The sequence below is a fragment of the Colwellia sp. MB3u-55 genome (assembly GCF_014076785.1).
Classification (GTDB): domain Bacteria; phylum Pseudomonadota; class Gammaproteobacteria; order Enterobacterales; family Alteromonadaceae; genus Colwellia_A.
In genome coordinates this window covers 1-13,448 of record NZ_JACGUS010000073.1, presented here as the reverse complement: position 1 = coordinate 13,448, position 13,448 = coordinate 1, and the positions used below count along the sequence as shown (strand labels likewise).

Genomic DNA, 13,448 nt, shown 5'->3' with positions numbered 1-13,448 from the left:
CTGATATTGCAAGAAACGTGATTTTTATTGCGCCACAAATCAAATCTTTATATATTTGTAGGTAAAATAAACTAGAATAGAATTATGAAGCTGCATATTAGTTATTTGGGTAACTAATATTGTTAGACGTTTGAGTAGAAATAGGAGCATATTTTGATAGAAAAAAACTTCATCACGAGTGGTCGTAATACCATTATCCATAAGATGAGAAAATTTGATTTACTGATTATAAATGGTGGTCACCCTGTAGTGATTGTAAGTAACCGTGGTATAGGTATTTACAAAGGTGAAGTTCCAAATAAAAAAGCTGATGCTAAAAAAGCCTATCAAGATGTTGTTGATGTTAGTACAACAGACGTTTTTGGAGAGTATAAAACATTAATTTTTATACAAGCATTAGATAACAAAGAATATAAAATTGATTATTCAAAAGTAAATACTGGCTCTTTCATCAAAATTCACCAGGAAAACTACATTTAATCGATATTTTAAGTGGTAATATTGGAGTAAGTCTAGCGTGACTCAAGTAAGCTTAGTAGCAAATAAAAAAAATAATATTGACCTTATTTTGCAACCGGTTAAAGATGATATACAGGTAACAGAAGCCAGCGTCCATGAACTAATAGAAAGTTCTGAATTTAAAGACTTATATGTTGATAATGGTAATATAAAGAATGCCATCGCGGAACTTAATAGTGTTCTAAAACCTCTTCAAACGAATAAATCTGGTCGAGAAATTAGTTATCAAGTGCTTGAGCGCAGAGACGCGACTATTTCAATTACCATTGATAAAGATGAAATGTCTGCAACAGCTGAGATTTCAACAGCGCTTGGTGGTAAACATTTAACCGCTAAGGCCATTCTCAACTCTGCTCAAGAAGCGGGTGTCAGCAAAGGCTTTAGCAAAGAGCAATTGTTAAAACTTGCTCATAAAGCCGCGAAAGAACCTGCTGGCTCTATAATTACTGGCGAAATTGCCCACGGTAAAATTGCCGTTAATGGCAAAAATTCATCAATAAAATGGTTAGTACAAAGCGCCCAAGATAGAATTTTACGTCCTAAAGATCGCGAAGATGGAAGTGTTGATATGCGTGATTTAGGTGATATAATTTGTGTAAAAGTTGGTGAACCGCTCGCGAAAAAAATTATGCTTACCGAAGGCGTTAAAGGTTTTACTGTGACTGGCTCTCCCCTCGAGCCTCTGGCAGGAGATGACATCACGCTAACCGCTGGCGAAGGTACAACAATAAGCCCTAAGAATGATAAAGTCTTAATCTCAACACTGGTCGGCTTACCAAGAGTTATTGATAACGGCATGGAAGTTGACCCGGTTTATCGCATAAAAAATGTTGATATTAGTACAGGGCATATCAAATTTGAAGGCAGTGTTATTATTGATGGTGATATTTGTGAGGGTATGAAAGTAACGGCTACCGGCGATATCACTATTGGTGGTTTTGTTGAGTCAGCAACCTTAGAAGCTGGTGGTGACATTACTATTGGCAGTGGTATTATTGGTAAAAAACAAGACATTGAAGGTCAATCTCTCGATAATATTAAAATGAGTGCCTATATATCTGCTAAAGGTGATATTTTCGCAAAGTATGCCCAATATGCTCAAATATATTGTCACTCTTTACGTATTGAAAGCCAAATGATGCACAGCATTGTTGATGTTGAAGAGATACTTTGGTTAGGCACTGAAAATAAAGCTAATGGTAAGCTAATCGCTGGTTACATAAAAGCGGGAAAATCTGTTCATGCCGGTATTGTAGGCGCAACAGCAGGAAGCAGCACCATTATAAGCTTTTCCAAAAAAGTAGATCTAATGAAAGAACAGTTAGAAGATATTGAATTTATATTAAAAGTTGATTCTGATAAATCAACAGAATTACAATCAGCTGTTAACAAACTCAAAAAGTTGCCTGCCGATAAAGTAAACCCTGAGATGCTCAGTAAACTGGTTTCTACTTATAAGTTTCATGCTCATCGCGTAGGTGAGATCCTTAACAAAAAAGAAGCTTTTGAAGAACAAATACAAACTTATATGGCAAGTGTATATGTAGAAGCAACAGAGAAACTTTATCACGGTGTACAAATGATTGTTGGCGATTTCCAAGATAAATCTCGTCGTGAATATGGACCAACTAAAGTGAATTATAAAGAAAGAAAAATTCATTTTAATCCTATCGTTAATACATAGAATATTACTGAAAATCTTCTATTAATATCATTTAGTTATATTAGGAAAACGATGAAATTTAATACTCTTGCTTTAATTGCAACGAGCTTAATTGCTAGTACTGCTTCAGCACAGCAATGCGATATAAACTTTAATCATGGTGTGGTAATCAATCCTTCTCATGTACGTATTTTGAAAGAAAGCCAAACCTACGTTCAAATTAATAATGATCAACAATTATTTATTCGTGGGCGAGAGATAGCCCTCAATGAAGAGCAAAGACAATTACTCACGCAATACAGCCAAGGCATTCGTAAACAAATACCTGAAATAGTGGCAATAGCGATTGAAGGTGTCGATATTGATTTAAAAGCAGTAAACAAAGTTATTGCTAGTTTAACTGGTGAAAACAGCGCCTCACATCAAAAAATTCAAGAGCGCTTCGATGAGATGCAATACCGTTTAAGAGAACGTTTTAACCATAGCGATACTAATTATTATATTGCTTCGCAAGATTTTGCTGATTTTGATGAAATTTTTGCTGGCGCCTTTGAACAAGAAATTGAAAGTATCGTAACCGAATCAATTGGCACTATTTTAATGGCCGTTGGTGAAGCAATGACTACAAACGAAGAAAGCAGTAGTGAGCAGCGCGTAAAAACCTTTGACCAACGTATCAAAGGTATGGAAAAGGATTTACAGCTTGACATTGAACCCCGAGCACAAGAAGTTAAATTAAAAGCTGCGCAGTTTTGTAAAAGCTTAAAGAAGTTAGATCAACTAGAGTCTAAATTACAGCAAAGTATCACTGCACTAAGTGAATTTGATTTGATACAAACAAAATAACTCCATTGCTCCCAAAGAGCAACATTATCCTGATACAGGCACCGTCATCCTAAACACAACACCTTCATTTTGAGCAAGCATAATCACCTAAACACAACACTGTTATCATCAACACAACGTCGTTATCCTCAACCCAAACCCTGAACATAACACCGTCATCCTGAACACAACTCCGTTATCCTGAACTTGTTTCAGGATCTGTACTTGCAACAACAAAGACCAGATACTGAAATGAATTCAGCATAACGACAAGAGGACTAAACGATCACCGACTTCCTGATAGCATCACCGTCGTCTTTAACACAACGTCGTTATCCTGAGACGGGCACAGTCATTCTCAACACAACGCCGCCATCACCAGCACAACTCCGTCATCCTGAACTTGTTTCAGGATCTGTACTGATAACAACAAAGACCAGATACTGAAATAAATTCAGCATGACGACAAAAGGACTAAACGATCCCCGACGCTCTGATCAAATCACCTTCGTCTTTAACACAACGTCGTTATCCTGAGACAAGCACAGTCATTCTCAACACAACTCCGCCATCACCAGCACAACTCCGTCATCCTGAACTTGTTTCAGGATCTGTACTGATAACAACAAAGACCAGATACTGAAATGAATTCAGCATGACGACAAGAGGACTAAACGATCACCGACTTCCTGATAGCATCACCGTCGTCTTTAACACAACGTCGTTATCCTGAGACGGGCACAGTCATTCTCAACACAACGCCGCCATCACCAACACAACTCCGTCATCCTGAACTTGTTTCAGGATCTGTACTGATAACAACAAAGACCAGATACTGAAATAAATTCAGCATGACGACAAAAGGACTAAACGATTACCGAATTGCTGATAGCATCATCGTCGTCTTTAATACAACGTCGTTATCCTGAGACAGGCAACGTCATTCTCAACACAACACCGTTATCCTGAACTTGTTTCAGGATCTGTAATTACAACCACAAAAATCAGATACTGAAATGAATTAAGCATGACGACTAAAGGACTAAACGCTCACCGACTCTCTGAAACCATCACTATCATCAACACAACGACTTAATCCTAAACATAAAAAAACCTGCATCAGCAGGTTTTTTATAATTAAAATCATACAAATAGTAACTTACATATTTGGATAATTCGGACCACCGGTGCCTTCTGGTGTTACCCAAGTTATATTTTGGCTTGGGTCTTTAATATCACAGGTTTTACAGTGAATACAGTTTTGCGCATTGATCACTAATTTGTCACCCTGCTCTGTCGATTCAATTTCGTATACGCCAGCCGGACAATAACGCTGAGCAGGCTCTGCATACTTAGCTAAGTTAACCGTAATTGGAACATCAACGTCAGTCAGTCTTAAGTGACAAGGTTGTTCTTCTTCATGGTTAGTATTTGACAAAAATACTGAGGTTAATTTATCAAAACTTAGTTTATTATCTGGTTTTGGATAATTGATAACCGCCGACTCCGAGGCTAATTTAAGCTGGTCATGGTCAAGCGTATCGTCCTTGAGGTTAAACGGTAATTTACCATTAAATAGGTTTTGATCTATGGTGTTATAAGCACCACCCAAGGTCATACCAAACTTATGCATAGCCGGGCCAAAATTGCGAGAGCTATAAAGTTCGTCATATAACCAAGAGTTTTTAAACCTTTCAGTATAATCGGCAAGGTCTTTACCACCTTCATCACCGGAAACGATCACTTGAAAAATACTTTCAGCGGCTAACATACCGGATTTCATTGCGGTGTGATTACCTTTGATTTTAGCAAAGTTTATCGTTCCAGCATCACAGCCAACTATAATACCACCTGGCATTGTCATTTTAGGTAATGAGTTAAAACCGCCCTTTGCCATCGCTCGTGCTCCATAAGAAACACGTTTACCGCCTTGAAGGTACTGACTAATTTTTGGATGATGTTTATAACGTTGAAATTCATCAAATGGGCTTAAGTGCGGGTTGCTATAATTTAAATCTACAATAATACCTACAAATACCTGATTATTTTCTGCATGGTATAAATAACCACCGCCCGTTGCACCTTGATCTAATGGCCAACCGGCTGTATGTACCACGAGACCTTCTTGGTGCTTAGCGGGGTCAATGTCCCAAATCTCTTTAAAACCTAAACCATAATGCTGTGGAGAGACACCTTCATCTAAATTAAATTTACTGATCAGTTCTTTACCTAAGTGACCACGGCAACCTTCAGCAAAAACAGTATACTTAGCGCGAAGTTCCATTCCAGGAACAAACGAATCTTTTTCTTTACCGTTAACATCTAGACCCATGTCACCGGTAATAATACCCGCAACACTACCATCATCGTTATAGAGTACTTCATGTGCAGGGAAACCAGGAAAAATTTCAACCCCTAATTCTTCCGCTTGCTCTGCTAACCAACGACATACGTTGCCCATGCTAACAATATAGTTTCCATCGTTATGCATAGTTTTTGGTACAGAGATGTTTGGTAATTTTATCGCGTTGGTTTCGCTATTAAGTAAATAAAGATCATCGCCGGTAACTTTTGTATTAAGTGGCGCACCTTTGTCTTGCCAATCTGGGAATAATTCATTTAGCGCTCTTGGCTCAAAAACAGCCCCCGATAAAATATGTGCTCCAACTTCTGAGCCTTTTTCAACAACGCAGACTAAAAGTTCTTGATCTTTTTCTTTTGCTAACTGCATCAAACGACAAGCTGTTGCTAAGCCAGACGGACCAGCACCAACAATAACAACGTCAAAATCCATCGATTCGCGTTCCATAAATTTCCCCAAAAAATATTGATTTAAATAAAATCAAACACTCGTTTGATTTTCAAACACCTGTTTGATAATATCACTCATTATAGATATTTTGTTGATAAATACTATCTTCTATTGAAAGATATTGCGACAAAAGCTATTTAAGCTCAATTTATCGAGACAAGCACCGTATTACGTTGACGTTCACGTAGTCTAGTATTAGTCTGTGGAGCAATATTGAGAAATACTTGCTAATGTTAGTTTAATTAATCAAACCTTAGCTTTACACTATAAATACAAACACAACAAACGCAATCAGAGGCTACGATGAAAGTATTAGTACCTATTAAACGTGTAATTGACTATAACGTCAAAGTTCGCGTAAAAGCAGACAATTCAAATGTTGATCTTGCTAATGTAAAAATGGCAATTAACCCTTTTTGTGAAATCGCTGTAGAAGAAGCGGTTCGTTTAAAAGAAGCTGGCGTTGCCACTGAAGTTATTGTGGTATCCGTTGGTGACAAACCTTGCCAAGAACAATTAAGAACGGCTTTAGCATTAGGCGCAGACCGCGCTATTCAAATCGAAACTGATGAGAAGTTAGACGCTCTTAATATCGCCAAACTTTTACAAAAGATTGTTGAAGAAGAACAGCCACAATTGGTCATTCTAGGTAAGCAGTCTATCGACAGTGATAATAATCAAACAGGTCAAATGCTCGCTGCCTTAACAGGTATGCCGCAAGGTACTTTCGCATCAGTTGTAAAAGTTGAAGGCGATAAAGTTAATGTAACACGTGAAGTTGATAGCGGCTTACAAACTGTATCCCTTAACCTACCTGCAATTGTTACTACCGATCTGCGTTTAAATGAACCTCGTTATGCTTCATTACCGAATATCATGAAAGCAAAGCGTAAACCATTAGTGGTTAAACCCGCTGCAGATCTTGGCGTTGATTTAAGCCCACGTTCAAAATTAATAAAGGTTGTATCACCTGCAACACGTAAAGCCGGTATTATTGTTGATGGTGTAGATACATTAATTGAAAAACTGAAAAATGAAGCGAAGGTGATTTCATGAGTATTTTAGTATTTGCTGAACATGATAACAGCACATTAAAAGCTGACACGCTTAAAACAGTTGCTGCAGCTCAAGCAATTGGTGGTGACATTCATATATTAGTTGCTGGTAGTAATTGTCAGAGTGTCGCACAAGAAGCCGCTAAAGTTAACGGTGTAAGTAAAGTACTTGTTGCTGATAATCCAGCTTATGAACATCAGTTAGCTGAAAACATTAGCTTATTGGTAACAGAACTTGCTGCTGATTACGAACACGTTTTAGCAACAGCTTTAACGACAGGTAAGAACTTTATGCCTCGCGTTGCCGCTTTATTAGATGTTGCACAAATATCAGATATTATTGCTGTAGAAAGTAGTGATACTTTTGTTCGTCCTATTTATGCAGGTAATGCTATTGCCACAGTGCAAAGCTTAGACAGTAAAAAAATCATTACGGTTCGTCCTACCGGTTTTGACCCAGTTGCCACTGATGGTAGTGCTGAGATTGTAGCAGTAGACTCAGTAACAGATGCTGGCATTTCAACGCATGTAAATGATGAACTCTCTGTATCTGAACGTCCTGATTTAGGTGCAGCAAGTATCGTTATTTCAGGTGGTCGTGGCATGCAAAACGGCGATAACTTCAAATTACTTGAAGGTATTGCAGATAAGCTTGGCGCTGCTATTGGTGCTTCACGTGCCGCTGTAGATGCTGGCTTTGTACCAAATGACATGCAGGTCGGTCAAACAGGTAAAATTGTAGCTCCTGACTTATACATAGCTGTAGGTATAAGTGGTGCAATACAACATTTAGCTGGTATGAAAGATTCTAAAATCATTGTTGCGATCAACAAGGATGCCGAAGCACCTATTTTTCAGGTAGCTGATTACGGTATTGTTGGTGATTTATTTGATGTATTACCAGAGCTTGAAGGTAAACTGTAAACTATAACGTTTTCAGACTTATTTTCTAGGTATAATAAAGCCACTTTAATAGTGGCTTTATTTTTATCTTTTATTTAGCCATTCAGACAATTAACAATTGGATATCGACATCATGAAAAATAAACTTTCTAGTCTTAGCGATCTTGCTGGTGCATTTGGTAGAGAGACATCCACGGCTGAGCATTCAGCCAAACAGCAACCAGTCGATAGTGCATTAGTCTATTCAACAGATAGTGGCCGTATCAAGCAAGACAATAACGCCCAAACAATAACAGCCAGTGATGGCTTTGCTAAAGTTAGACGTGAAACTAAAGGCAGAAAAGGTAAAGGCGTCATCACCATTAGTGGATTAGGCCTAGATGCAAAAGCACTAAAAGAGCTTGCTACAAAATTAAAGAAAACCTGTGGCACCGGTGGCAGTGTTGTAGGTGAAGTCATCGAAGTGCAAGGCGATAAAAGAGAGCAAATAAAACAAGTCCTTGAGAGCAATGGCTTTAAGGTAAAATTTGTTGGCGGTTAGTCAGCAAATATCTAACGGGCTAGCTTATATCGTACTTTCGTAATTTCATTGCTATTTTGTTGTGTGAAACCTTTAGCCGCTCTGCTAGTTTCCTCGTTGTTGGATAAAGCGGATACAACGTTTTAAGCAAATCTCCTTCAAATTTTTCTTGAGCACTATTCCAGTCCGACCATTGAGGCTGCTCAGCAAAATTATCACCATCGCTAGCAGAACCAGCAATATTGTGACTTATTGGCACAACGACAGCTGAAAATTGTGATAACGCACCATCAATATCAGATTTTTCAATAACACCACTATCATTAAGGGCCACTGCTCTAAATAAAATATTTTGTAACTGGCGAATATTACCTGGCCACGGGCATATCTTAAGGGCAGCAAGTGCTTGCTCTGTTAAAGTAGGTACTTTTCGTGCAACTTGAAGCGCCGCCATTTTAATAAAGTGTGCCGCTAATAAAATAATATCATCGGGTCGTTCACGCAGTGGTGGTATCGACAAATTCAATACATTGAGGCGATAAAATAGGTCTTCTCTAAATAATTGTCGTTCAATCTGTTGCGGTAAGTGTTGGTGACTGGCACTGATTATACGCACATTCGCTGTTAACTCTTTCGTGCCACCTAAGCGACGATATTTATAGTCCTGTAAGAATCGTAATAACTTAGCTTGTAAATATACTGACATTTCTGCAATTTCATCTAAAAAGATAGTTCCTGTTTCTGCCAATTCAAATAGCCCGGGTTTACCCCCTTTTTGAGCCCCGGTAAAAGCACCTGGCGCATAGCCGAACAATTCACTTTCTAATAAGTTTTCAGGTAATGCTGCACAATTCAGCGCTAAAAAAGGTGCATCAGCACGTCGACTGGCATTATGCAAAGCACGAGCTAGTAACTCTTTACCAGTACCTGTTTCACCACTGATAAGTACCGGTAATTCTAATTCTGAAAACCTGAGTGTTTGAGACTTTAACAGCCGAATAGCTGAGTTTTCACCAATAATATTATCAAATTCAGCTTGCTCTCGACTCTGTATTAACGCGATATGCTGACCAACGCGGTTCATTGAACGTAAAGTGAGTATAACACCCGATGAACTATGTTCTGAAAATATCGGCGTGATGTCAGCTAAATAAGAATGTTCGAGGAATGAAAGTGAAAAATTACTCATTGAAGAATTAAGCATATCTTGAAAGGACTGATCTATATATTGATCGATATGATGTCCCTCAATTGTTATCACTAAACCTTTTAATAACGACTGAGCGGCCGTATTAATGATAACAATAATACCATTTTGGTCGATATCGAGTATAGGGTCAGGAATAGTGTCTAATAAGGTCTTTAAATGAGCTTCACGTCTCTGTGTCGGTAATAAATCGACAGATAAACAATGAACTATATCATCGCGATGTGACAGAGAATTTTGCACATCTGACAATGCTAATTCATTGGACATAAAGTGGACATAAATAAAGTGACTAACCACTTCAAGTGAACGTATATTCCAACGATTATCAGCAAAAATAGCCAAGATTTCTTGGCTTATACCAATACGATCTTTTACTTTAATTTCAATTCTCATTATTTTATCTCAATGTTTTACAGCCATATTGTAATATATTAATTACAATGTATTAATTATATTACAGAATAGCTGATAAGCGATCGATTTGTAATAATTTAATTACAAATCAGTGAGGGCATACACTAAATAAAACATAACACATTGATATAAATAACTTATATATTGCTGGCTCTATTTTTGCAGCTGTAAAATAAACGGATCAATATAATAGAAATTAGCGGCGCAACCTATAAATAATAACAAAGTGCCTGTTAATTTTCTCAATCAAAATGCTTATTAAAGAGAAAATTTATGAAAAATAGTAAATATGTTGAAACACAAGCAATCCATTCAGGCCGAATTAACGATGAGCAATTTGGCTCTTTAGCAACACCACTCTACCAAACATCTACTTTCATTTTTGAAAACGCTAAACAAGGCGCCGACCGTTTTGCGGGTGAAGCTGAAGGATATATCTATGGACGATTAGGTAACCCTACAGTAAGACAATTAGAAATGCGTGTTGCTGCCATGGAAGAGATGGAAGATGCCGCTGCCACAGCAACAGGCATGGCAGCTGTTTCTGGCGCCTTATTAGCTAATTTGCAATGTGGTGATCATATTATTTCCTCTAGTGCCTTATATGGCTGTTCATATGCATTGATCAGTCATATGCTAACCAAATTCGGCATTGAAGTTTCATTTGTTGATATGAAAGTGCCTGAAAATATTGAAAAAGCGATAAAACCAAATACTAAAGTTATATTCCTAGAAACACCAATAAACCCAAATTTAGTAGTTTTAGATTTAGCACGTATTTTAGCTATATCAAAAAAACACAGTATTCTTTCAATCGTTGACAATACTTTCCTAACCCCTGTTTTACAGCAACCTGGAAAATTTGGTGCTGACATCGTTGTTCACAGTGCAACTAAGTATCTAAATGGTCATGGTGATGTAGTAGCAGGTATTATCTGCAGTAATGCTGAAATGATAGAACATATCAAATTAACGGCACTTAAAGATATTGGCGCAACAATGAGCCCACATGATGCATGGTTAATTATGAGAGGATTAAAAACCTTACCACTGCGTATGGAACGTCACTGTTCAAATGCACAAACAATTGCTGAGTTTTTAGAAAGTCACCCAATGATAGCTAAAGTTTATTACCCTGGCCTTAAATCGCATGACGGTTATAAATTTATTGGTACGCAAATGAAAGCGGCCGGTGGAGTTATCGCTTTTGAATTAAATGCAGATTTAAAAGGTGGCGAAGAGTTTATAAATCGGATGAGTTTATTTTCGATCGCAGTAAGCCTAGGTGATGCAGAGTCTCTTATTCAGCACCCTGCTTCGATGACTCATTCACCTTATACACCAGAAGAGAGAGTGGCGGCAGGTATCAGTGATAGTTTGATTCGAATATCTGTTGGTTTAGAACACGTAAATGATTTACTTGACGATCTAAAGCAATCGTTAGATCAAATAGAAAACCGCCAAGAGCGAGTTGCCTAACTTAGCGTTTTATAACGAGTAAGTATAATTACCCGTAAAGTATTAATCCTGCGTTATAATTTTAGTTAGCGCAGGCAGTACTTTTTCTTTTAACAAGGTTAATTCACTTTCTGTATAAGCCTTCGTTGCAAACTCACCCCACACAGGCTTAGGCCAAGCAATATCATCCGCAAAGCGAACAATGTGATGGACATGAAGTTGTGGACAAATATTACCTAATGCCGCTACATTCATTTTTGTGCCATTAAATAACTGTATTAAGATTTCACTTAACAAGCTTGATTCATTGAGAAACTGCTGTTGTTGCTGCCAATCAAGTTGATAAATATCTTGAATATCATCGACCCTAGGTACTAAAACAAACCACGGATAATTACTATCATTCATTAGTAATAGTGTTGACAGTGGTAACTCAAGTAACTCAATGGTGTCACGTTGTAATAGCGCGTGAAGTTGAAATGTATTAGACATATAGACTCTCTTAACGTTTATTTTTACGACCGCGACCGCGGGCAGTTTTCTTAGCTTCTCTAGCCGCTACCTTTTTAGCCTCAAGCTCTATAAAATGAAGTGTTTCAATCTCTATCATATCGGGAGTTTCAAAGGTAATGCCGCCCAGGGTATTATCGCGTATCTCATTGATTAATATTGCTGCGGCTTTATGATAATCAATACGACCACCTGATTTAACACAGCCGCGTCTACGACCTATTTCTTCAAGTAACTCTACTTCGGTTTGTGGCGTATCGTCAAATTCATAACGTTCTTTTAATCGTTGCGGGTAATGCGCTAATAAATATTCACCAGCAAACGAGGCAATATCTTCATGGTCGAAGGCGGTATCTTTAACTGCGCTGGTAATCGCTAATCGATAGCCACTGTTTTCATTAACAATTTTTGGCCACAACATACCTGGAGTATCATACAAGTAAAGACCTTCGTCTAAACGAATTCGCTGCTGACCTTTAGTCACAGCGGGCTCATTACCCACTTTAGCTTTTGCTTTTCCAACAAGAGTATTTAATAAAGTAGATTTACCTACGTTAGGGATACCCATAATAACAACGTTGATCTGTTTACCCGTTTCATTTTTACTCGGTACTAATTTACGAATAAGACTAGGGAGTGTCTTCGCTACAGAAGGGTTATCTGTGGTTAGAGCGATTGCTTTGACATTTTTTTGAGACTCTAAATATTCTAGCCAAATTTTTGTTTTTGCAGGATCGGCAAGATCGGACTTATTGAGAATTTTAATAAGGGGGATATCACCTCTGATCTCAGTGATCATCGGATTTTCACTGCTAAACGGCAATCTAGCGTCACACACTTCTATGACCACATCGATTTGTGGAAGAATTTCTTTTATTTCTTTTTGGGCTTTATGCATATGCCCAGGGAACCAATTAATAGCCATAACAACACTAAGTAATTTACTAATGTGTAGATTTTAGCAAGTTACGCATTGATACACACGTTACATTGAAAATAAATATGATATTACAAGCATCGCCAGTTATAAGATAAGTTTTCGAGCTGAAAGATATTAAGTTTAACTCGCCTTAGCGGCAAGTTTACAAAGATTAGAATACAAATAAACATTACGTTAATCACAGGCATGCTTATTAAAGCCAGACTAGCCATAAAGTATTACGTTTAAATGTTACCTATTGATTTATTTTGATGAGAATTAGCAATTTTTGCTAAGTTTATTAAACGACAGAAAACAAAAAAACCAACTCTTTCGAATTGGGTTTCTGACGTGTAGGAATATACTAATGTCGTGTTGCCAAAGATGGCAAAGAGCGACCTAAATAGAAGCTTAACAATGTACTACTCTCACATGAGAATGTCGAACATAAGTCACACTAATGTTGGTGCTACGACTCTACAGGTATAAATGATTTATTTTTAAACGTCAGAAAGCAAAAAACCCGTAGCATCAGCTACGGGTTTTTCTAAATAGAAGCCTAGCAATGTCCTACTCTCACATGGGAACTCCCACACTACCATCGGCGCTACTGCGTTTCACTTCTGAGTTCGGAATGGGA

11 protein-coding genes are annotated in these 13,448 nt (G+C 37.7%); 7 read left to right on the top strand and 4 right to left on the bottom strand.

Features of this window, described 5'->3' with window-relative positions; genetic code table 11:
- The first annotated feature begins 153 nt into the window (after positions 1 to 153).
- From H4J66_RS03695 to H4J66_RS03685, 3 genes are read left to right on the top strand one after another with little or no spacing between them, the layout of a single operon-like run.
- Positions 154 to 480 carry a hypothetical protein gene (locus tag H4J66_RS03695; RefSeq protein WP_182170767.1) on the top strand — a complete coding sequence of 109 codons (327 nt, stop codon included), beginning with the start codon at positions 154 to 156 and terminating at the stop codon, positions 478 to 480.
- A gap of 37 nt (positions 481 to 517) precedes the next feature.
- Complete coding sequence (locus H4J66_RS03690) at positions 518 to 2,203, top strand: DUF342 domain-containing protein (protein WP_182170764.1); 1,686 nt, start codon at positions 518 to 520, stop codon at positions 2,201 to 2,203.
- Between the two features lie 51 nt (positions 2,204 to 2,254).
- Entirely contained in the window at positions 2,255 to 3,028 is a 774-nt protein-coding gene (locus H4J66_RS03685; protein ID WP_182170761.1) for a DUF2884 family protein, read from the top strand.
- A 1,138-nt stretch (positions 3,029 to 4,166) separates the two neighbouring features.
- Here H4J66_RS03685 and H4J66_RS03680 read toward each other — a convergent pair.
- A complete protein-coding gene (locus H4J66_RS03680; protein ID WP_182170758.1) occupies positions 4,167 to 5,816 on the bottom strand; it encodes an electron transfer flavoprotein-ubiquinone oxidoreductase in 1,650 nt (549 codons plus the stop codon).
- 306 nt (positions 5,817 to 6,122) lie between these two features.
- Between H4J66_RS03680 and H4J66_RS03675 the strand changes: the two genes are divergently transcribed.
- From H4J66_RS03675 to H4J66_RS03665, 3 genes are all read left to right on the top strand, one after another.
- Entirely contained in the window at positions 6,123 to 6,875 is a 753-nt protein-coding gene (locus H4J66_RS03675) for an electron transfer flavoprotein subunit beta/FixA family protein (protein ID WP_182170755.1), read from the top strand.
- A complete protein-coding gene (locus H4J66_RS03670; protein ID WP_182170752.1) occupies positions 6,872 to 7,798 on the top strand; it encodes an electron transfer flavoprotein subunit alpha/FixB family protein in 927 nt (308 codons plus the stop codon). Before H4J66_RS03675 ends, H4J66_RS03670 begins: the two co-directional genes overlap by 4 nt.
- A 241-nt stretch (positions 7,799 to 8,039) precedes the next feature.
- Positions 8,040 to 8,318: a stress response translation initiation inhibitor YciH gene (locus H4J66_RS03665; protein WP_310650620.1), complete on the top strand. Its 279-nt coding sequence runs from the start codon at positions 8,040 to 8,042 to the stop codon at positions 8,316 to 8,318.
- Positions 8,319 to 8,337: 19 nt separating this feature from the next.
- Here H4J66_RS03665 and H4J66_RS03660 read toward each other — a convergent pair whose 3' ends face one another.
- Positions 8,338 to 9,900 carry a sigma 54-interacting transcriptional regulator gene (locus H4J66_RS03660; RefSeq protein ID WP_182170746.1) on the bottom strand — a complete coding sequence of 521 codons (1,563 nt, stop codon included), beginning with the start codon at positions 9,898 to 9,900 and terminating at the stop codon, positions 8,338 to 8,340.
- Positions 9,901 to 10,194: 294 nt separating this feature from the next.
- Between H4J66_RS03660 and megL the strand changes: the two genes are divergently transcribed.
- Positions 10,195 to 11,400 carry a methionine gamma-lyase gene (gene megL / locus H4J66_RS03655; RefSeq protein ID WP_182170743.1) on the top strand — a complete coding sequence of 402 codons (1,206 nt, stop codon included), beginning with the start codon at positions 10,195 to 10,197 and terminating at the stop codon, positions 11,398 to 11,400.
- A gap of 42 nt (positions 11,401 to 11,442) precedes the next feature.
- On the opposite strand, the gene H4J66_RS03650 is transcribed toward megL, so the two are convergent.
- On the bottom strand, positions 11,443 to 11,871 hold the full coding sequence (locus H4J66_RS03650) for an HIT domain-containing protein (RefSeq protein ID WP_182170740.1): 429 nt from the start codon (positions 11,869 to 11,871) through the stop codon (positions 11,443 to 11,445).
- 10 nt (positions 11,872 to 11,881) lie between these two features.
- Positions 11,882 to 12,814: a ribosome biogenesis GTPase YlqF gene (gene ylqF / locus H4J66_RS03645; protein ID WP_182170738.1), complete on the bottom strand. Its 933-nt coding sequence runs from the start codon at positions 12,812 to 12,814 to the stop codon at positions 11,882 to 11,884.
- Between the last annotated feature and the right edge of the window lie 634 nt (positions 12,815 to 13,448).